Annotated in this window: 17 protein-coding genes; 11 read left to right on the top strand and 6 right to left on the bottom strand. The window is 74.8% G+C overall.

All coding sequences use genetic code 11. From position 1 onward, the window contains the following. Positions 1-82: 82 nt before the first annotated feature. Positions 83-1,294, bottom strand: a complete 1,212-nt coding sequence (locus tag CYQ11_RS28845) for a cytochrome P450 (RefSeq protein WP_243469311.1) — start codon at positions 1,292-1,294, stop codon at positions 83-85. A 262-nt stretch (positions 1,295-1,556) separates the two neighbouring features. Here CYQ11_RS28845 and CYQ11_RS28850 point away from each other — a divergent pair, with 262 nt between their 5' ends. From CYQ11_RS28850 to CYQ11_RS28860, 4 genes are all read left to right on the top strand, one after another. Beyond that, positions 1,557-1,892 carry an MmcQ/YjbR family DNA-binding protein gene (locus CYQ11_RS28850; protein ID WP_099197990.1) on the top strand — a complete coding sequence of 112 codons (336 nt, stop codon included), beginning with the start codon at positions 1,557-1,559 and terminating at the stop codon, positions 1,890-1,892. 119 nt (positions 1,893-2,011) lie between these two features. Continuing rightward, positions 2,012-2,164, top strand: a complete 153-nt coding sequence (locus CYQ11_RS29910) for a hypothetical protein (RefSeq protein ID WP_099197890.1) — start codon at positions 2,012-2,014, stop codon at positions 2,162-2,164. Between the two features lie 78 nt (positions 2,165-2,242). After that, positions 2,243-2,530 (top strand): hypothetical protein, encoded by a 288-nt coding sequence (locus CYQ11_RS28855; RefSeq protein ID WP_099197889.1) that lies wholly within the window; start codon positions 2,243-2,245, stop codon positions 2,528-2,530. A gap of 77 nt (positions 2,531-2,607) precedes the next feature. Further along, entirely contained in the window at positions 2,608-2,859 is a 252-nt protein-coding gene (locus CYQ11_RS28860) for a WhiB family transcriptional regulator (RefSeq protein WP_099197888.1), read from the top strand. Positions 2,860-2,946: 87 nt separating this feature from the next. On the opposite strand, the gene CYQ11_RS28865 is transcribed toward CYQ11_RS28860, so the two are convergent. From CYQ11_RS28865 to CYQ11_RS28875, 3 genes are read right to left on the bottom strand one after another with little or no spacing between them, the layout of a single operon-like run. Beyond that, entirely contained in the window at positions 2,947-3,309 is a 363-nt protein-coding gene (locus tag CYQ11_RS28865; RefSeq protein WP_099197989.1) for a DUF488 domain-containing protein, read from the bottom strand. A gap of 26 nt (positions 3,310-3,335) precedes the next feature. Then, entirely contained in the window at positions 3,336-4,085 is a 750-nt protein-coding gene (locus tag CYQ11_RS28870) for a sirohydrochlorin chelatase (protein WP_240003194.1), read from the bottom strand. After that, positions 4,082-5,239, bottom strand: a complete 1,158-nt coding sequence (locus CYQ11_RS28875) for a uroporphyrinogen-III synthase (protein ID WP_099197887.1) — start codon at positions 5,237-5,239, stop codon at positions 4,082-4,084. Before CYQ11_RS28875 ends, CYQ11_RS28870 begins: the two co-directional genes overlap by 4 nt. 191 nt (positions 5,240-5,430) lie before the next feature. Between CYQ11_RS28875 and CYQ11_RS28880 the strand changes: the two genes are divergently transcribed. Genes CYQ11_RS28880 through nirD form a run of 4 tightly spaced genes read left to right on the top strand, consistent with a single transcriptional unit; the run spans position 5,431 to position 13,077 of the window. Then, positions 5,431-7,554, top strand: a complete 2,124-nt coding sequence (locus CYQ11_RS28880) for a molybdopterin oxidoreductase family protein (protein ID WP_099197886.1) — start codon at positions 5,431-5,433, stop codon at positions 7,552-7,554. Further along, the gene (locus tag CYQ11_RS28885) at positions 7,551-8,762 is read left to right on the top strand and encodes an NAD(P)/FAD-dependent oxidoreductase (RefSeq protein ID WP_099197885.1); all 1,212 of its coding nucleotides are present in this window, start codon (positions 7,551-7,553) and stop codon (positions 8,760-8,762) included. Before CYQ11_RS28880 ends, CYQ11_RS28885 begins: the two co-directional genes overlap by 4 nt. Then, complete coding sequence (gene nirB / locus CYQ11_RS28890) at positions 8,759-11,356, top strand: nitrite reductase large subunit NirB (protein ID WP_099197884.1); 2,598 nt, start codon at positions 8,759-8,761, stop codon at positions 11,354-11,356. Before CYQ11_RS28885 ends, nirB begins: the two co-directional genes overlap by 4 nt. After that, complete coding sequence (gene nirD / locus CYQ11_RS28895; RefSeq protein WP_099197883.1) at positions 11,353-13,077, top strand: nitrite reductase small subunit NirD; 1,725 nt, start codon at positions 11,353-11,355, stop codon at positions 13,075-13,077. The genes nirB and nirD overlap by 4 nt, the downstream gene beginning before the upstream one ends. A gap of 136 nt (positions 13,078-13,213) precedes the next feature. On the opposite strand, the gene CYQ11_RS28900 is transcribed toward nirD, so the two are convergent. Next, positions 13,214-14,548, bottom strand: a complete 1,335-nt coding sequence (locus CYQ11_RS28900; RefSeq protein ID WP_099197987.1) for a S28 family serine protease — start codon at positions 14,546-14,548, stop codon at positions 13,214-13,216. Positions 14,549-14,623: 75 nt separating this feature from the next. Continuing rightward, positions 14,624-15,121 (bottom strand): MarR family winged helix-turn-helix transcriptional regulator, encoded by a 498-nt coding sequence (locus CYQ11_RS28905; protein ID WP_099197882.1) that lies wholly within the window; start codon positions 15,119-15,121, stop codon positions 14,624-14,626. Between the two features lie 89 nt (positions 15,122-15,210). On the opposite strand from CYQ11_RS28905, the gene CYQ11_RS28910 reads away from it, so the two are divergent. From CYQ11_RS28910 to CYQ11_RS29090, 3 genes are read left to right on the top strand one after another with little or no spacing between them, the layout of a single operon-like run. Then, positions 15,211-16,146: an EamA family transporter gene (locus tag CYQ11_RS28910; RefSeq protein ID WP_099197881.1), complete on the top strand. Its 936-nt coding sequence runs from the start codon at positions 15,211-15,213 to the stop codon at positions 16,144-16,146. 5 nt (positions 16,147-16,151) lie between these two features. Next, a complete protein-coding gene (locus CYQ11_RS28915) occupies positions 16,152-16,790 on the top strand; it encodes an NAD(P)-dependent oxidoreductase (protein ID WP_099197880.1) in 639 nt (212 codons plus the stop codon). 59 nt (positions 16,791-16,849) lie between these two features. Next, the gene (locus CYQ11_RS29090) at positions 16,850-17,788 is read left to right on the top strand and encodes a class I SAM-dependent methyltransferase (protein ID WP_107489242.1); all 939 of its coding nucleotides are present in this window, start codon (positions 16,850-16,852) and stop codon (positions 17,786-17,788) included. Positions 17,789-17,879: the final 91 nt, after the last annotated feature.

Raw genomic sequence — 17,879 nt, forward strand, 5'->3', positions numbered from 1 at the left:
GATCCACGGTAGCGAACGGGGTGGTTCCGGGGAGAGCCGACGGGTCCGGCGAAGCGGGGGGCGGCGGACGCCGGTCACCGGCTCACCAGGCGACCGGGAGGGCGACCGGCCCGCGGATGAGGATCTCGGTCTGCCACTGGATCCGGTCCGCCGGCACGGCGAGGCGCAGGCCGGGGAGGCGTTCGATCAGTGTCGAGAGCAGCAGCTCGGACTCCATGCGGGCGAGCATCGGCGCGACGCAGACGTGCGGGCCGTGACCGAAGGCCAGGTGGGGCGCGTCCCGGCGTTCGAAGTCGATGTCGTCCGGCTTCGGGTAGACGCGCTGGTCGCGGTTGGCGGCGACGTAGGAGACGTAGACGACCTCCCCGGCCCTGACCAGAGTGGAGCCCACTTCCACGTCCTCGGTGGCGATGCGGGGCTGGCCCACGCCGTGCTTGTGCGGGATGTAGCGGAGCAGTTCCTCCACCGCGCCGCGCACCAGGTCGGGCGCCGTGCGCAGCCGGTGCATCAGGTCCGGCCGGGTGAGCAGGATGTACATCATGTTGCTGGTGTTGTTGCGCACGGCGTGCCAGCCGTTGAACTGCATGAGGCCGGTCAGGGCGACCAGTTCCTCCTCCTCCAGCCGGCCCGCCTCGACGGCCGCCGCGAGGACGCTCATCAGGTCGTCCCGCGGCTCGGCGCGGCGCCGTGCGGCCAGGGAGCGGAAGTAGACGCCGGCGTCGGCCTTGACCTGGGAGGTCCGGGTCGCGGCGCCGTCGTCCGAGGCCCTGCCCAGGATGACCTGGGCCCACTCGCGCATGAGGGGCCGGTCGGCCGGCGGGATGCCGATCAGCTCGCTGATCAAGGTCAGGGGGAAGGGCGAGGTGACGCGCTCGACGAGGTCGGCCGGTGAGCCGGCACGGAGCAGCTCCTCCAGGAGCCCGTCCAGGATCCGCTGGGCCCGGGGGCGCAGCCGCTCGACGCTGGGATGGGAGAAGGCCCCCGCGATGACGCCGCGCACCCTGGCGTGCCCCGGCGGATCCACAAAACTGACGGCCTTGTCCATGGGAATGTGATGACGGGTCATCTTCGGGAAAGGCCGGCCGACAATGGCGGCACGGCTGAACCGCGGATCGGAAGTGATGAGCCGGACGTCCTCGTAACGGGTCGCGAGCCAGCATTCGCCCTCGCCGTGCGACAAACGGAGTCGGGCCAGCGGCTCATTGCGCAGGAGCTCGGCGAAGACGGGGTCGAAGTCCAGCCCCGGCGGTTCGACGGCCTCGTACAATCGGGCCGGAGTGGTGTGCTCGGCCAATGTCGGCCTCCTCTCGGCGACGGCGAAAGCGCCTGCCGGCGACTGGGTTTCCCGTGACCAATACTTGCACCGGCCCAGCCCTGCTGGATACCCCGCCATTACCCCGTCTCGCTATTCGTCGCACGAATGAACGGAAATATCCGAACGCCGTGTCCGCTGGCTGGCGGACCGCGGCCGCCCTCCGGGAGGGGAAGCCGGGTGACCGCTGACCGGCCTGACGGAGTGTTCGATTCCAGCGTGGTCGGCCCCTACTGTGGAGACCATGATCAATGCCGATGACGTCCGCCGCATCGCCCTGTCCCTCCCGGAGACCGTGGAGAAGGAGGCATGGGACATCCCCACCTTCCGTGTCGCCGGAAAGATGTTCATCACCGTGCCGGACGACGGGACTTCGTTCGCCGTGCGGTGCCCCAGACACGAACGGGCGGAGCTGATCGCGGCCGAGCCGGAGAAATTCTGGGTGCCCCCGCACGAGGCGGCGTCGGCCTGGGTGCGGGTGCGGCTCGCCGCCCTGGAGGACCTGGACGAACTGCGCGACATCCTCGTCGATTCGTGGCGGCAGGCGGCACCCGAACGGCTCACGGACGCCCTGTCGTAGGACCGTCGCGACACCCATGAGATGAACCGGCTCCGTTTTCATCATTCGGCGACGGGCAGGCGCAGCACAGGAGAGATTGCCCCAGAGCTGAAATCGAAGGAATCGAAGGAAAGGACGCCATGCTGTTCCTCGCCGCCGCTCTCCTCGTGCTGGGCATCCTGTCGGGTACCGTCGCGCACATACCGTTGACGGTGAGCGTTTTCTCAGCAATGGCCATCTGCGGCTGGCTGCTCCTCTTCGCGGTGCGCGAGCGCCACCGGCGGAACCGCTGACCGTACGGCCTCGTGCGCGCGGCGCCCGTCGTGGCACGCCATAAGCCGACCGAACAAGCCGACCGACTCTGGAGAACCATGAATTCCCCCGTTGTCACCGGCAAGCGCGGCCGGTCCCGCACCGAATTCCGCCGGGACGCCGACCTCATGGCCGTCACCTCGTTCGTCGTGGGGCTGGTCGGGCTGCTCGTCTTCAACCTCGTCCTCGGGCCCTGCGCCCTCGCCCTGGGCGCCGTCGCCCTCGCCCGCGGCACGGGCCGGCGCTTCCGCGCCTGCCTCGGACTCGCGCTCGGCTGCGCGGACCTGGTCCTGTTCGTCGCGCTCGCCGGCGCCCAGGGCACACCCAGCTGGCACATGGGCGGCTGACCTCCGCTGCGGCACATCACTCCTCGCAACACCCCAAGGAAAGAGCGAAAAGGCACGCCAGAAAGGAAGGAACAGCCGTGAACTGGCGACAGTACGCCGCGTGTGCGGAGGAGGACCCGGACCTGTTCTTCCCCGTCGGCACCGGTGGCCCGGCGATCGCCCAGACGGAGGGCGCCAAGTCCGTCTGCCAGCGCTGCCCCGTGCGGGAGCAGTGCCTGCGATGGGCCATGGAATCCGGCCAGGAGTACGGAGTCTGGGGCGGGACGAGCGAACTGGACCGGCGCGCGCTGCGCCTGGAGGCCAAGCGACGCGCCCCCGCCGCCGGCTAGCCACGGCCACCGACCGCCCCGGGCCCGCCCCGGCTCGCGGGAGGTGGCGCACACCCCCGCGCCGCGTGCCGCAGACCGTGCGCGCGGTCAGCCCCGCAGTGCGTCGAGGAGGACGGCGGCCGCGCTGATCTCCCACTGCCCCGTGGCGGTCAGGAGGGTGAGCGGGCCCCGCGCGGCGAGCTGCCGCAGGTGAGCCACGGCGTCCGCGTGCGCCGCGTCGTCCAGCTCCGCGCGGTAGCGGCGGCTGAACTCCTCGAACCTTTCCGGGTCGTGGCCGTACCACTTGCGCAGCTCCGGCGAGGGCGCGGCGTCCTTGCACCATTCGTCGAGCGCCGCCTTCTCCTTGCTCAGCCCCCGCGGCCAGAGGCGGTCGACCAGGACCCGGCTGCCGTCCGTCCCCTCCGGCGGGTCGTAGACCCGCCGCACCCGCACCCGCCGTTCCCGTGCCATCGCCGCCTCCGCCTCGACGCCCGCGTTCAGCCCCATCCTCCGCCCGCCCCCGCGGCCACGCACTCCGGCACGGGGACACGGGCCGCCTCCTCGTCGTAGCGGCGCAGGACCAGCCGGGCGACGGCGTCGTGCGGGCCCAGGGGAGCACCCACGACGTCCGCCCCGCACGGCTGTGCGGCGCGGCGGGCGAAGTCGCCCGGGGCCAGCAGGTACGGGACCACCGCCACCCGGCCGTGCCCCCGGGCGCGCAGGGCGGCGACGGCCGCGGCCGGTGTGGGAGAGGCGCCGCCCACGAACGCCGGCTCCACCGGGGCGCCCAGGCGGGCGGCGAGCATGCGGGCCATCCGGCCCGTGGCGGCGCCCGCCGCCGGGTCGCGGGAGCCCGCAGCCGCCAGCACCACCGCGCCGCCCGGAGCGCCGGTCCAGCCGGCCTCGCCCAGCCGGTCGCCGAGGGCCTCCGCGAGCAGCGGATGGGGCCCCAGCGGGCCGGCCGTCCGCGTGCGCAGGTGCCCGGCGGCGCCCACGGCCGCCGGTATGTCGACCCGGACGTGGTAGCCGGTGCCCAGCAGCAGCGGAACCACCACCGCCCGGCCGGCCGTGCGCGCGAGGACCTCCGCCAGCCCCGGGGCGGCCAGGCCCAGGAAACCGCACCGCACCTCCAGGCACGGCCGCAGCGACCGCACCCTCGCCATCAGCAGGCGGAGGGAGGCGACGCCGGCCGGATCGCGGGTGCCGTGGGCGGCCGCCACCAGCGCGGGAGGGCGGACGGCGGTCACGAGGCATCGGCCAGGCGGTAGCCGCGCTTGGGGACCGTGCGGACCAGACCGGCGTGCGGCCCCAGGACCTTGCGCAGCCGGGTGACGGCCATCTCCACCGCGTGCTCGTCCGCGTGGTCGCCCGGCCAGGCGCGGCTGAGCAGCTCGCCGCGGCTCAGGACGTGCCCCGGCCGCTCGGCCAGCGCGCGCAGCACCGCGGCCGGCAGCGGCGGCAGCCACACCGGATCGCCGTCGCCCAGCAGCGCGTTGCCCTGGAGGACGAGGGGGTGCGGGCCGGACCTCAGGGGCCGGCGCCCCCACCGCCCGTGGCGCGGCAGCACCTCGGTGAGCGTCCGCACCAGCGCCCCCAGACGGGCGCGCGGGGGACGGTGCACCGGCACCCCCGCCTCCAGCAGGGGCTGAGCGCACAGGTCGCCGACGCACGCCGCCGTCACCCCCGTGCGCAGCGCGGCGAGCAACTCCTCGCGACGGCCCGCCGCGGCGGCCGTCTCCAGCAGCGCGACCGCCGCCACCGCGCTGGTGAAGGCGAGGGCCTGCACCTCCTGGTGCACGGCCGCCTCGACGAGCCGGCGCACCGCCTGCGCGTCCCGGGGCGGGCTCCAGCGGTATACGGGCGCGGTGATGACCTCCGCGCCACGCTCGCGCAGGGCGGCCGCGAAGGCCTCCATCGGCGCGCCGTGCTCCTGGACGGCCACCCGCCGGCCGCGCAGGTCACGGCCCAGCAGCCAGGCGAGCACCTCCTGACTGGCCTCCGTGCCGGGGGAGAACGCCTCGTGCAGGCCGCTGGCCCGTACCGCCCCGGTGGCCTTCGGCCCGCGGCTGACCACCGTGGCCTGCCGGCAGGCCGCCAGGAGGGCGCCGCCGTCGCCCCAGCCCTCGGCGGCGCTCATCCAGCCCCGCCAGCCCACCCCCGTCGTGGCGACGACGTAGTCCAGCGGCGCGTCGAGACAGCTGCGGGTGGCCCGGCGCAACGCGTCGTCGTCCTCCAGCGGCACGATGCGCACGGTCGGTGCCTCGACGACGCGGGCGCCCCGCCGTTCCAGCAGCGCGACCAGCTCCTCGCGGCGGCGGGCGGCCGTCAGCCCGATGGTGAAACCCGTCAGTGGTCCCGGCCCCTCGCGGACCGGAGCGGGGGTGGTGCTGGCAGTACACATGGGCGCAGGCTCCCCCCGCCGTGTTTCCCGCGCATTGCGGGCCCGTCATGCCCGGGTCAGCAGACGCCCTCCCTTGTTAAAAGCAGTCGTCCGCCGGCCTCACCCCACAAGGAGGAGGACGTGAGGGGTTCGTGCCACGCACGCAACGTCCCCGACCCGGGCGCGTAAACGACGGGGCCGACGCTCGTGCCATGACGACGACCGACACCCACTGCCCCTACTGCGCGTTGCAGTGCGGCATGCGACTGCGCCGGGCCAGGCCCGGCACGCCGGCCGGGGCACCGTCGGTGGAGGTGGACGAACGCCCCGGCTTCCCCGTCAACGAGGGGGCACTGTGCGGCAAGGGCCGCACCGCCCCCGCCGTCCTGGCCCGCGCCGCCCGCCTGACCGCCCCGCTGGTCCGCGACCCGCGCAGCGGGGAACTGTGCGAGACGTCGTGGGAGCGGGCCCTGGACCGGGTCGCGGCCGGTCTGCGCGAGAGCGCCGACCGCCACGGCCGGGAAGCGGTGGGCGTCTTCGGCGGGGGCGGCCTGACCAACGAGAAGGCCTACCTGCTGGGGAAGTTCGCCCGCGTCGTGCTGCGCACCCCGAACATCGACTACAACGGCCGCTTCTGCATGGCGTCCGCGGCCGCCGCGCACCGCGCCGCCTTCGGCGTCGACCGGGGCCTGCCGTTCCCCCTGGAGGACGTCGCCACCACCGGGTGCGTCATCCTCGTCGGCGCCAACCCCGCCGAGACCATGCCGCCCGCGCTGCGCTACTTCACCCGGATGCGCGCGGTCGGCGGCCGCCTGATCGTCGTCGACCCCCGGCGCACCCGTACGGCCGAGCACGCCGACCTCCACCTGCGGCCGGCGCCCGGCACCGACCTGGCCCTGGCTCTGGGGCTGTTGCACCTGGTCATCGCCGACGGCCGGCTGGACGAGGAGTTCATCGCCGCCCGCACCACCGGCTTCGAGCAGGCACGGGCGGCGGCCATGGCCCACTGGCCCGAGCGCGTCGAGCAGATCACCGGGGTGCCCGTGCCCGCGATGCGTGAGGCGGCCCGGCTGTTCGCCGCCGCCCCCACCGGCATGGTCCTCACCGCACGCGGCGCCGAGCAGCACAGCAAGGGCACCGACACCGTGCGGGCGTGGATCAACCTGTGCCTGGCCACCGGCAAGGCCGGGCGACCCGGCAGCGGCTACGGCGCCCTGACCGGCCAGGGCAACGGACAAGGCGGCCGCGAGCACGGGCAGAAGGCCGACCAGCTGCCCGGCTACCGCTCCCTGACCGACCCTGCCGCCCGCGCCCACGTCGCCCGGGTCTGGGGAGTGGACCCGGCGGACCTGCCCGGACCGGGCGCGTCCGCCTACGAGCTGCTCGACCGCGCGGGCACCGCCGCCGGCGTACGGGCCCTGCTGGTCATGGGGTCGAACCCGGTCGTCTCCGCACCGCACGCCGCGCACGTCACCGAGCGCCTCACGGCGCTGGACTTCCTCGCCGTCAGCGACGTCGTCCTCTCCGAGACCGCCGAACTGGCCGACGTCGTCCTGCCCGCCGCCCAGTGGGCCGAGGAGACCGGCACCACCACCAACCTGGAGGGCCGGGTCATCCTCCGCCAAGCAGCCCTCCCGCCCCCCGACGGCGTCCGCACCGACCTCACCGTCCTCAGGGAGCTGGCGGCCCGGCTGGGCCACGGGCAGGGCTTCCCCGACGACCCCGAGGAGGTCTTCGACGAACTGCGGCGCGCCTCCGCCGGAGGCCCCGCCGACTACGCCGGCATCACCTACGCGCGCGTCCGGGCGGAGAACGGTGTCTTCTGGCCCTGCCCCGGCACCACCCACCCCGGCACGCCGCGCCTGTTCCTCGACCGCTTCGCCACCGCCGACGGCCGGGCCCGCTTCGCCGCCGTCACCCACCGGCCGGCCGCCGAGGAACCCGACGCCGACTACCCGCTGCACCTGACCACCGGCCGCGTCACCGCCCAGTACCAGAGCGGCGCCCAGACCCGGCGGGTCCCCGAGCTGAACGCGGCCGCCCCCGGCCCCTTCGTCGAGGTCCACCCCCGCCTCGCCGAGCGCCTCGGCGTCACCGAGGGCGAGCTGCTGTCGGTCACCAGCCGGCGCGGCCGCTCCCTGGCCCCGGCCAGGATCACCGGCACCATCCGCCCCGACACCGTCTTCATGCCCTTCCACTGGGCCGGCCCCGGCCGGGCCAACACCGTCACCAACCCCGCCCTGGACCCGGAGTCGAAGATGCCCGAATTCAAGGTCTGCGCCGTACGGGTGGAGAAGGCCGCGCCCGCCGGGCGGGAACGGAGCGCCGCCTCATGACCGTCCACCACGTCGCGGTCGTCGGCGCCGGCATGGCCGCCGCCCGCTTCGCCCAGCAGTTCTCCGCCCGCACCGGGGGTGCGGCGCGGCTGACCCTCTATGGGGCGGAACCCCACGCGCCCTACAACCGCACCCTGCTCGCCGACGTCCTCACCGGCCGCTACGACGAGCACGCGGTCGGCCTGCCGTACGGGCCGGACGCCGAGGTGCGCACCGGCACCCGTGTCACCGCCGTCGACCCCGCCACCCGCACCCTCACCCTCGACGACGGCTCGGCCGCGCGCTACGACACCCTCGTCCTGGCCACCGGCGCCGCCCCGGTGCCACCGGACCTGCCGGGCCCGCACGGCGCCCTCCCGGAGGGCGTCCACGTCCTGCGCACCCTCGCCGACTGCCGCGGCCTCGCCGACGACGCCCGGCGGGTCACGCGGGCCGTCGTCGTCGGCGGGGGAGTGCTGGGCGTCAGCGCGGCGCGCGCCCTGGCCGCGCTCGGGCTGCGCACCGCGATCGTCCACCGGGCGCCGCACCTGATGGAGCGGCACCTCGACCCCGCACCCGCCGGCGCCCTGCGCCGGCACCTCGAAGCCCTCGGCATCGCCGTGCACACCGGCGCCACCGCCCGCGCCCTGCACGGCACCGGCCGCGTCACCGCCGTGGAGCTGCCCGGCGGCCGGCACCTGAGGGCCGGCCTGGTGGTGTTCGCCTGCGGTGTCCGGCCCCGCACCGGCCTGGCCCGCGCGGCCGGCCTGACCGTCCGCCGGGGCGTCGTCGTCGACGACCACCTGGCCACGTCCGCTCCCGGCGTCCACGCCGTCGGCGACTGCGCCGAGCACCGGGGGATCGTGCACGGGCTGGCCGACCCCGCCTGGCAGCAGGCCGACGTGCTCGCCGCCCGCCTGTCCGGCGCCGACCCGCGGGCCCGCTACACCGGCACCCGCCCCCACACCCGGCTGACCGCCGGTTCCCTGCAACTCGCCGCCTTCGGCGACCCCGGCACCGCCGCCGCCGGTCCCCGTGACGTGCTCAGCCTGGCCGACGCCACCCGCGGCACCTACAAGCAACTCGTCCTGGACGGCGACCGGCTGGCGAGCGCCGTCCTCCTCGGCGACCTGACCACCGCCGGCGACCTCATCCGCGCCTGGCGCCACGACGAACCCCTGCCCGCCGACCCCTCGCGCCTGCTCGTCCCCGAAGGAGCCCACCCGTGACGCCCTCCGCCCCCGCCACAGAACGACGCCGCCTCGTCCTCGTCGGCCACGGCATGGTCGGCCAGCGCTTCCTGGAGGCCCTGTACGAGCAGGAGGACGCCGCCCGCTGGCAGGTGACCGTCCTGGCCGAGGAACCCCGGCCCGCCTACGACCGCGTCCACCTCACCTCCGCCTTCACCGGCACGTCGCCCGAGGAACTCTCCCTGTGCGACCGGGAGTTCCTCAGCCGCCACGGCATCGACCTGCGTCTGGGCGACCCGGTGGTCGCCGTGGACCGCGAGGCCCGGCGCGTGACCTGCGCCTCCGGCGGCGAGGTGCCCTACGACGCCCTGGTCCTGGCGACCGGCTCGTACCCCTTCGTGCCGCCCGTGCCCGGTCACGACGCCCCCGGCTGTCACGTCTACCGCACCGTCGACGACGTCGCCGCCATCCAGGCCCGCGCCGCCGGCGCCCGCACCGGCGCCGTCGTCGGCGGCGGCCTGCTCGGACTGGAGGCGGCCGGAGCCCTGCGCGCCATGGGCCTGGACACCCACGTGGTCGAGTTCGCGCCCCGCCTGATGGCCCTGCAGGTCGACGACGCCGGCGGAGCCCTGCTCCGCCAGAAGATCGAACAACTGGGCGTCACCGTGCACACCGGCGCCGGGGCCACGAGCATCGACACGGGCCCGGACGGCGAAGTCGTCGCGATGACGCTCTCCGACGGCACCTCCTTCGCCACCGACCTGGTCGTCTTCTCGGCCGGCGTGCGCCCGCAGGACCGCCTGGCCCGGGACTGCGGGCTGCCCGTCGGCGAACGCGGCGGCATCACCGTCGACGCCCGCTGCCGCACGGCCGACCCGCACGTCTGGGCCGTCGGCGAATGCGCCCGGGCCGTGGACGGCACGGTCTACGGGCTGGTGGCCCCCGGCTACGCCATGGCCGAGACCGCGGCCCGCGATCTGTGCGGCGGCTCCGGCGAGTTCACCGGCGCCGACACCTCCACCAAGCTCAAGCTCCTCGGCGTCGACGTGGCCAGCTTCGGCGACGCCCACGGCGCCACCGAGGGCGCCCTGGACGTCACCTACGCCGACAGCCGGGCGGGCGTCTACAAGAAACTCGTCGTCGGCGCCGACGGCTCGCTGCTCGGCGGGGTCCTCGTCGGGGACGCCGACGCGTACGCCACCCTGCGGCCCCTCGCCGGCAACGGCCGGCCCCTGACCGTGCCGGCCGAACAGCTCCTGCTGCCCGCGGCCGCCGGCCCCGCCGGCGCCACGGGCGGGGCGGCACTGCCCGAGGACGCCATCGTCTGCTCGTGCCACAACGTGGACAAGGCGACCATCCGCTCGGCCGTCACCGAGGGCGTCTGCGCGTCCGTGGCCGCCGTGAAGAAGTGCACGAAGGCCGGCACCGGATGCGGAAGCTGCGAGAAGCTCCTCACCACCCTCGTCGACGACGAACTCGCCGCGACGGGCGTGGCGGCCGCCCGCGGCCTGTGCGAGCACTTCGCCCACACCCGCGCCGAGCTGTACGAGATCATCCGGGTCAAGGGCATCACCACCTTCACCCGGCTGCTGGCCGAACACGGCACCGGAGAGGGCTGCGCGGTCTGCAAGCCGGTCGTCGCCTCCATCCTGGCCACCCTCGGCGACACCTCCCACATCCTCGACGGCGAACAGGCGGCCCTCCAGGACACCAACGACCACTTCCTCGCCAACCTCCAGCGCAACGGCTCCTACTCCGTCGTGCCCCGCGTCCCCGGCGGCGAGATCACCCCCGACGGCCTCATCACCATCGGCGCCATCGCCAGGGACTTCGGGCTCTACACCAAGATCACCGGTGGTCAGCGCATCGACATGTTCGGCGCCACGGTCGACCAGCTCCCCGCCATCTGGCGCCGCCTCGTCGACGCCGGCTTCGAGTCCGGCCACGCCTACGGCAAGGCCCTGCGCACCGTGAAGTCCTGCGTCGGGCAGACCTGGTGCCGCTACGGCGTCCAGGACTCCGTCGCCCTCGCCATCGAGCTCGAACTGCGCTACCGCGGCCTCCGCGCCCCCCACAAGATCAAATCCGCCGTCTCCGGGTGCGCCCGCGAGTGCGCCGAGGCGCGCAGCAAGGACTTCGGCGTCATCGCCACCGCCGAGGGCTGGAACCTCTACGTCGGCGGCAACGGCGGCATGACGCCCCGCCACGCCGACCTGCTCCTCCAGGACGCCGACCACGACACCCTCGTGCGCACCGTCGACCGCTTCCTGATGTTCTACATCCGTACCGCCGACCGCCTGGAACGCACCGCCCCCTGGATCGAGCGCCTCGAAGGGGGGCTCGACCACCTGCGCGCCGTCATCGTCGACGACGCCCTGGGCATCGCGGCCGACCTGGACGCCCAGATGGCCCGGCACATCGCCCGCTACGAGGACGAGTGGGCCGCCACCCTCGCCGACCCCGAACGCCTCCGGCGCTTCGCCTCCTTCGTCAACGCCCCCGGCACCCCCGACCCCACCGTGCGCTTCACGCCCGAACGCGCGCAGATCCGCCCCGCCCGCGTCGGCGAGGACCCGCTCCCCGGCCCGGTGACCGCCGGCGCCGGCCCCGCCCCGAAGGTGCGCATCCGATGAACGAGACCGCGCTCAGCCCCCACCGCAGCCCGCGACCGGACCCCGACGCCCTCGTCGAGATCGGCGACGGCACGACCTGGACCACCGTCTGCCGCTACGGCGACCTCACCCCGGGGCGCGGCGTGACCGCCCTCGTCGGAGGGGAACAGGTCGCCCTCTTCCGCGACCCCGCCGGCGCGCTGTACGCCCTGGCCAACCGCGACCCCTTCAGCGACGCCTGCGTGATCTCCCGCGGCATCATGGGCAGTCGCGACGGCACCCCCGCGGTGACGTCCCCCATGTACAAGCAGACCTTCGACCTGCGCACCGGGGCCTGCCTCGACGAGGAGACCGCCCCCGACGGCTCCCCGGCCGCCCTGCGCGCCTGGGCGGTGCGCACCACCGAGCCCGCACCGCCCGCCCGCGGCCGGACGCTGCCCGAGTGGCGGCCCGAGGACCCCGCCTTCTGGGAGGCCACCGGTGCCCGCGTGGCCCGGCGCAACCTGTGGCTGTCCGTGCTCACCGAACACATCGGCTTCTCCGTGTGGAGCATGTGGTCGGTCCTGGTGCTCTTCCTCGGTCCCGAGTACGGCATCGACCCGGCGGGGAAGTTCACGCTCACGGCCGTGCCCACCGCCCTCGGCGCGGTCCTGCGCGTGCCCTACACCTACGCCGTCGCCCGCTTCGGCGGCCGGAACTGGACCGTCTTCAGCGGGCTCCTGCTGCTCGTGCCCACCGCGTACATCGCGCTCGTCCTCCAGCCGGGCGTCTCGTACACCACCCTGCTCACCGCCGCGGCGGTGGCGGGGGTGGGCGGCGGCAACTTCGCGTCCTCCATGGCCAACATCAACGCCTTCTACCCGCAGCGGCTCAAGGGCCGGGCCCTGGGCGTCAACGCGGGCGGCGGCAACCTCGGCGTCCCGGCCGTCCAGCTCGCCGGCCTCCTGGTCCTCGCCACCGCGGGCGCCGGCCATCCGCGCCTGCTGCCGCTGGCCTACGTCCCGCTGATCGCCCTGACGGCCCTCGTGGCGGCGCTGCGGATGGACAACCTCCCCGCGGGGCACCACGAGCGGCCGGCGATGGGCGAGGTCCTCGGCGATCGCCACGCCTGGGCGCTCTCCCTGCTCTACCTCGGCACCTTCGGCTCGTTCGTCGGCTTCGCCTTCGCCTTCGGCCAGGTCCTCCAGGTGCAGTTCCACGACGAGTTCGACACGCCCGTGAAGGCCGCGTGCCTCACCTTCCTCGGCCCGCTGCTCGGATCCCTGAGCCGGCCCCTCGGGGGCGCCTGGGCCGACCGGCTGGGCGGCGGCCGCGTCACCACCGCCGTGTTCCTGGCCATGGCCGGCTGCGCGGGGCTCATCCTCGTCGCCGCCCAGCACCGGCTGCTGGCCGGTTTCTTCGCCGGCTTCCTGACCCTGTTCGTGCTCAGTGGCGTCGGCAACGGGTCGACCTACCGGATGATCCCCGCCCTGTACGCCGCCCGGGCCCGCGCCGCCGTGCGGGGCGGCGCGGACGCGCGGACCGCCGAGGCCGCCGCGCACCGCCGCACCACGGCGATGATCGGCCTCGCGGGAGCCTTCGGCACCTTCGGCGGCGTCCTGGTCAACGTCGCCTTCCGGCAGTCCTTCCTCACCGCCGGCAACGGTGACGCGGCCTATGCCGCGTTCCTCGTCTTCTACCTCGCCTGCGCGGCGCTCACGGTGGTGCTCTGCCGCCGTGGGCGGGCGGCCGCCCACATCTGACCCCCGTTCACCGCAGCTGGTGGCCCGTCCTCTCCCCCGGGGAGGACGGGCCACGCGTGTTCTCACGCCCGCGCCGCGGCCGCCGGCGGAGAGGCGGATGGACGGGCGGGGACGCGCCGCCTCGTGGGTCCGGTGACTACCGGCTCGCCCACCGGCGGAGCGAGGCCGTGGCACGGGCGGCGTCCTCCGGCCGGAGGCCGGCGATCCGCGCGCGGTGGTTGGTCGCCGGGGCCACGAAGACGGCGGAGTCCCGGCTGCCGCCGCCCAGCCGGAAGGGCTCGGCGCTCGCGGGATCGTTCCCGCCGTAGACGAACAGCAGCCGGCTGCCGTGCCGGCGCACCCACTGGTCGACGTCGTTCATCGCCTGCGGCTGGAAGCGCAGGGGGACGTCCCGGGGGACGTAGGTGCGGACCTCCTGGACGCCGGGGTGGCGCAGCAGGCCGGCCAGGTGCGGGGCGGCGAACTGGGCGTACCCGAGCTGGGTGCCCAGCTGGTAGAAGTACGGCTGGTACGCCTCCAGGGACTGGTCCGTGTACAGCTTCAGGCCGGAGACGTCGTCGAGCCAGGCGTAGACGTCGTCGTCGGGGGCGGACGGGCCGGGCACCTTGGCGCACCGCGACTCATCCCCGTACTCCCAGAACATCAGCGGGACGCGCAGCACGGCGAGTTCGAGGGCGCGGTCGGCGCTGCCGACGGTGCGGAACGTCAGCCCGGCGCCCTCCGCCCAGCGGGCGTAGCGGGCCGCCATCGCCTCGCGCCGCGTCAGCACCTCGCGCTGGGCGGACTTGAGCGCCTCGCGGCAGGCGGGCGTGCCGAGGCGCTCGACGAAGGCGTCGTACGCGCTGTCGTCCCGGTCGTCGACGTTGTCGGGCGCCGAGTAGACGACGGAGCCGTCCACGTCGTGTGGGTAGAAGCGCCGGTGGTAGACCGTGGCCATGCCGCCCTTGCTGCCGCCGGTGGAGATCCAGGGCGTGCGGTAGACCTTCTTGAGCGCCTGGACGAGGTCGTGCTGGTCGCTGGCGGCCTGCCAGATGTCCAGCTTCGACCAGTCCACGGGTGAGGGGCGGGAGTCGCCGAAGAAGCGGTGCTCGACGGAGAGCTGGTTGCCGTCGAGCAACTCGGCGGGCTCGGTGCGGCCGGGTGCGGCCTTGCCCAGCGCGTAACCGCTGTTGTAGACGACCACGGGCCGCTCCGCCGACCTGTGCAGCAGCCGCAGTTTCTGCTCGAAGGTGCCGGCGGCCGGGTGCCGGTGGTCCACGGGCTGGCGGAAGCCGAGGGTGAAGGAGCGGTAGCCCGGTGGGGCGCTCTCCTCCTCGATCACGCGCATGCCGGGGACGGCCTCGACGCGGGCGCGGATGTCGTCGTCCGCGGTGTGGGCCCGGGCGGGGTGGACCGGGCCGGCGCCGAGCAGGCAGGCCAGCGCGGCGAGCAGCAGGGTCTTGCGGGGGCGGCGGGGCGTCGTGTTCCTCATGGCCACCAGCCAACCCGGGTGCGCCCGCCGCCGGTTCCCCCGGCGGCGGGAGCCGTCTCCCCCGCGCGGGGGAGGTCAGTGCCCGGTGTCGCCCAGCGACTCGAGGACGTCGCGCAGGGTGTCGGCGACGGCGGCGCGCTGTGCGGGGCTGAGGGCGGCCAGCAGCCGGTTCTCGGTGGCGATGTGGTCGGGCAGGGCCCGGTCGATCAGGTCCTGGCCCTCGTCGGTGAGGGAGACGAGCACGCTGCGGCCGTCGGACTCGCTGGGCGTGCGCGTCACGAGGCCGCGGGCCTCCAGGCGGTCGAGGCGCTGGGTGATGGCCCCCGAGGTGACCATCGCCGAGCGCATCAGTTCGGCGGGCGTGAGGCGGTGGGGCGCCTCGCTGCGGCGCAGCGTGGCGAGGACGTCGAACGACGCCGCGTCCAGGTCGTGGGCGGCGAACGTGCGGCGCAGCTCGGAGCCGACCAGCAGGGAGAGCCGTTGCAGGCGTCCTATGACCGCCATCGGCGAGACGTCCAGGTCCGGGCGGCGCTGCGCCCATTGCTCGAGTACATGGTCGACGTGATCTGCCACGCCGCCATCCTAGCTACTGTCTTAGCAGTGAGGTACCTCACGCCGTCGACGCGTCGCCAGGTAGCTTAGTGCTGAGATATATTGGCTTAGTGCTAAGCAATCAGGCCAGGGTCGCCTTAACGACCGCGCTGGCGCCCGCCGTCTGGGGCTCCACCTACCTCGTCACCACCGAACTGCTGCCGCCGGGACGGCCGCTGCTGGCCGCGGTCATCCGCGCGCTGCCGGCCGGCCTCCTGCTGATCGGGATCACCCGGCGCCTGCCGCAGGGGCAGTGGTGGTGGCGCGCGGCGGTGCTGGGCGCCCTCAACATCGGGGCGTTCTTCGCACTGCTGTTCATCGCCGCCTACCGGCTGCCCGGTGGCGTCGCGGCCACCATCGGCGCCGTACAGCCCCTGCTGGCCGCCGGCCTCGCGGCCGGCCTACTGCGCGAGCGGCTCTCGCCGCGCACCGCCGCCGCCGGCCTCGCCGGTGTGGCCGGCGTCAGCCTTCTCGTCCTGCGGGCGGACGCCCGGCTGGACGGCCTGGGCGTCGCCGCCGCCCTCGCCGGCGCGGTCGTCATGGCCACCGGAGTCGTCCTCAGCAAGCGGTGGACCTCGCCCGCGCCCCTGCTGGCCACCACCGGCTGGCAGCTCACCGCCGGCGGGCTGATGCTGCTCCCCGTCGCCCTGTTCGTCGAAGGGCCGCCGCCCGCCTCCCTCACCACCGAGAACGTCCTGGGCTACGGCTACCTCGCCCTCATCGGCTCCGCCGTCGCCTACGCCCTCTGGTTCCGCGGCATACGCGCCCTGACCCCCACAAAGGTCACCTTCCTCGGGCTCCTCAGCCCCGTGGTCGCCACCCTGCTCGGCTGGATCGCCCTCGGCCAGGAGCTCACCGCACCCCAGATCGCGGGCGGCCTCGTCGTCATCGCCTCCCTCGTCGTCGCGCAGACGACCCCGAAGTCCCCGAAGGCGCCGAAGGTCCCGCCGGCCCGGCGGACGGCCGACGCGCCCGCCCACCCCTCGACCCCCGTTCAAAGGAGCTGAACACCATGCGCATCACCGTCTTCGGAGCCGCCGGAAACGTCGGCAGCCGCGTCGTGACCGAGGCACTGTCCCGTGGCCACGAGGTCACCGCCGTCGTACGGAACCCCGACCGCCGCCCCGGACCGCCCGCCGGCGCCGAGGTCCGCGTGGGGGACGCCTCCAACGCGGCGGACGTCGCCGCCCTGAGCGCCGGTCAGGACCTCGTGATCAGCGCCACCCGCCCGGCGCCCGGCCAGGAGGCCGACCTCGTCCCCGTCACGCACGCCCTGCTGGCCGGACTCGCCTCCACGGGCGTACGCCTGCTGCTCGTCGGCGGCGCCGGCAGCCTGACCGTGCCCGGCGGGGGCCGCGCCGTGCTGGACGACCCCGAGCTGGTCCCGCCCGCCTGGCGTCCCATCGCCGAGGCCTGCACCGCGCAACTGGAGGCCTGCCGCGCCGGGACGGACGTCGACTGGACCTACCTGAGCCCGCCCGCCCTGCTGGAGCCCGGCGAGCGCACCGGACGCTACCGGCTCGGCGCCGACGAACTGCTCGTCGACGGCGAGGGCCGCTCGGCCGTCTCCATGGAGGACCTCGCCGTCGCCCTCCTCGACGAGGCCGAGAACCCCCGCCACCACCGGGCCAGGTTCACGATCGCCTACTAGGCACCGGCCGCCCGTACGAAGCACTGGATCACGCCGCCGGCATCGGCGAGGCTTCTCCCATGACGCTCGAACAGTTATGGGAGAAGATCCAGTGCGGCGAGAGGGCCGAGGCGCTCGCGCCACTGGCCGCCGGCGCCGAGGAGTGGTTCTACCTCGCGATGGCGGCCTGCCGCACGGGTGACGCCGGCGCCGCCGCCGCGTTCGCCGGCCGGGCCGCGGCGCTCGACCCCGGCCACGCCGTCTACGGCGAGGCCGCGCGCCGCCTGCGCGCCGGACGGCGCGAGGACGAGGACGTGTACGCCGAACCGGAGGCGTTCAGCGCCTTCGTCCGCGGCGGCGGCAACGTGGGCCTGTACCGCGCCGTCCACGAAGCCCTGCGCGAGCAGTACTCCGCGCACCGCCCCGCCCACCTGCTGGACATCGGATGCGGTGAGGGCCACGCCCTGCTGCCCGCCCTCACCGCCGACGTCGGCCACGTCGAGCTGATCGAACCCTCGGCCCGGCGCCTGGACCTGGTGACGGCCGAGCTGACCCGGCGCGGGGTGCCCCACCGCGGCCACGCCGCCACCGCGCAGTCCGTGGTGGCCGGCGCGGGCCCCTGGGACCTGGTGCAGGAGACCTTCTCCCTGCTCGCCCTGGAGCGGGAGGAGCGGCGGGACCTGCTGCGCCGGCTGCGGCCGCGCGCCAAGCGGCTGGCCCTCGTCGAGTTCGACGCCCCGGACCTGGGGGAGGGCCTCGCGCCCGACCGGTTCCGCTACCTGGTCTCCCGCTACGACCGCGGCATCCGGGAGTACGGACCCGAACGGGAGCTGGTGGCCCAGGGATTCCTGATGCCCGTGCTCCTGGGGCTGCTCGGCAGCGAGGAGCACCAGCGGCACCACGAGCAGCCCGTCGCCCGCTGGGTGGAGGACCTGGAGCACGCCGGCTTCACCCCCGGCGAACCGCGCCGGCTCTACGACTACTGGTGGGCGCCCGCCTACCTTCTGACGGCGTCCTGAGCGGCCCTCACCTGAACGAGCTATTCCGCCTGGTTGTTCGCAAGAGCACACTCCAGGGAGGGATGGCGTGCCCCGTCCTCCCGTCACCGAC

It is taken from the genome of Streptomyces cinnamoneus, from assembly GCF_002939475.1.
GTDB classification, from domain to species: Bacteria; Actinomycetota; Actinomycetes; order Streptomycetales; family Streptomycetaceae; genus Streptomyces; species Streptomyces cinnamoneus_A.

Bases quoted from the DNA above. Each gene is read 5' to 3' on its own strand.
- CYQ11_RS28850 (WP_099197990.1), top strand. From the start codon at position 1,557: ATGATCAATGCCGATGACGTCCGCCGCATCGCCCTGTCCCTCCCGGAG.
- CYQ11_RS29910 (WP_099197890.1), top strand. From the start codon at position 2,012: ATGCTGTTCCTCGCCGCCGCTCTCCTCGTGCTGGGCATCCTGTCGGGT.
- CYQ11_RS28855 (WP_099197889.1), top strand. From the start codon at position 2,243: ATGAATTCCCCCGTTGTCACCGGCAAGCGCGGCCGGTCCCGCACCGAA.
- CYQ11_RS28865 (WP_099197989.1), bottom strand. From the start codon at position 3,309: ATGGCACGGGAACGGCGGGTGCGGGTGCGGCGGGTCTACGACCCGCCG.
- CYQ11_RS28875 (WP_099197887.1), bottom strand. From the start codon at position 5,239: ATGTGTACTGCCAGCACCACCCCCGCTCCGGTCCGCGAGGGGCCGGGA.
- CYQ11_RS28880 (WP_099197886.1), top strand. From the start codon at position 5,431: ATGACGACGACCGACACCCACTGCCCCTACTGCGCGTTGCAGTGCGGC.
- CYQ11_RS28885 (WP_099197885.1), top strand. From the start codon at position 7,551: ATGACCGTCCACCACGTCGCGGTCGTCGGCGCCGGCATGGCCGCCGCC.
- nirD (WP_099197883.1), top strand. From the start codon at position 11,353: ATGAACGAGACCGCGCTCAGCCCCCACCGCAGCCCGCGACCGGACCCC.
- CYQ11_RS28900 (WP_099197987.1), bottom strand. From the start codon at position 14,548: ATGAGGAACACGACGCCCCGCCGCCCCCGCAAGACCCTGCTGCTCGCC.
- CYQ11_RS28915 (WP_099197880.1), top strand. From the start codon at position 16,152: ATGCGCATCACCGTCTTCGGAGCCGCCGGAAACGTCGGCAGCCGCGTC.
- CYQ11_RS29090 (WP_107489242.1), top strand. From the start codon at position 16,850: ATGACGCTCGAACAGTTATGGGAGAAGATCCAGTGCGGCGAGAGGGCC.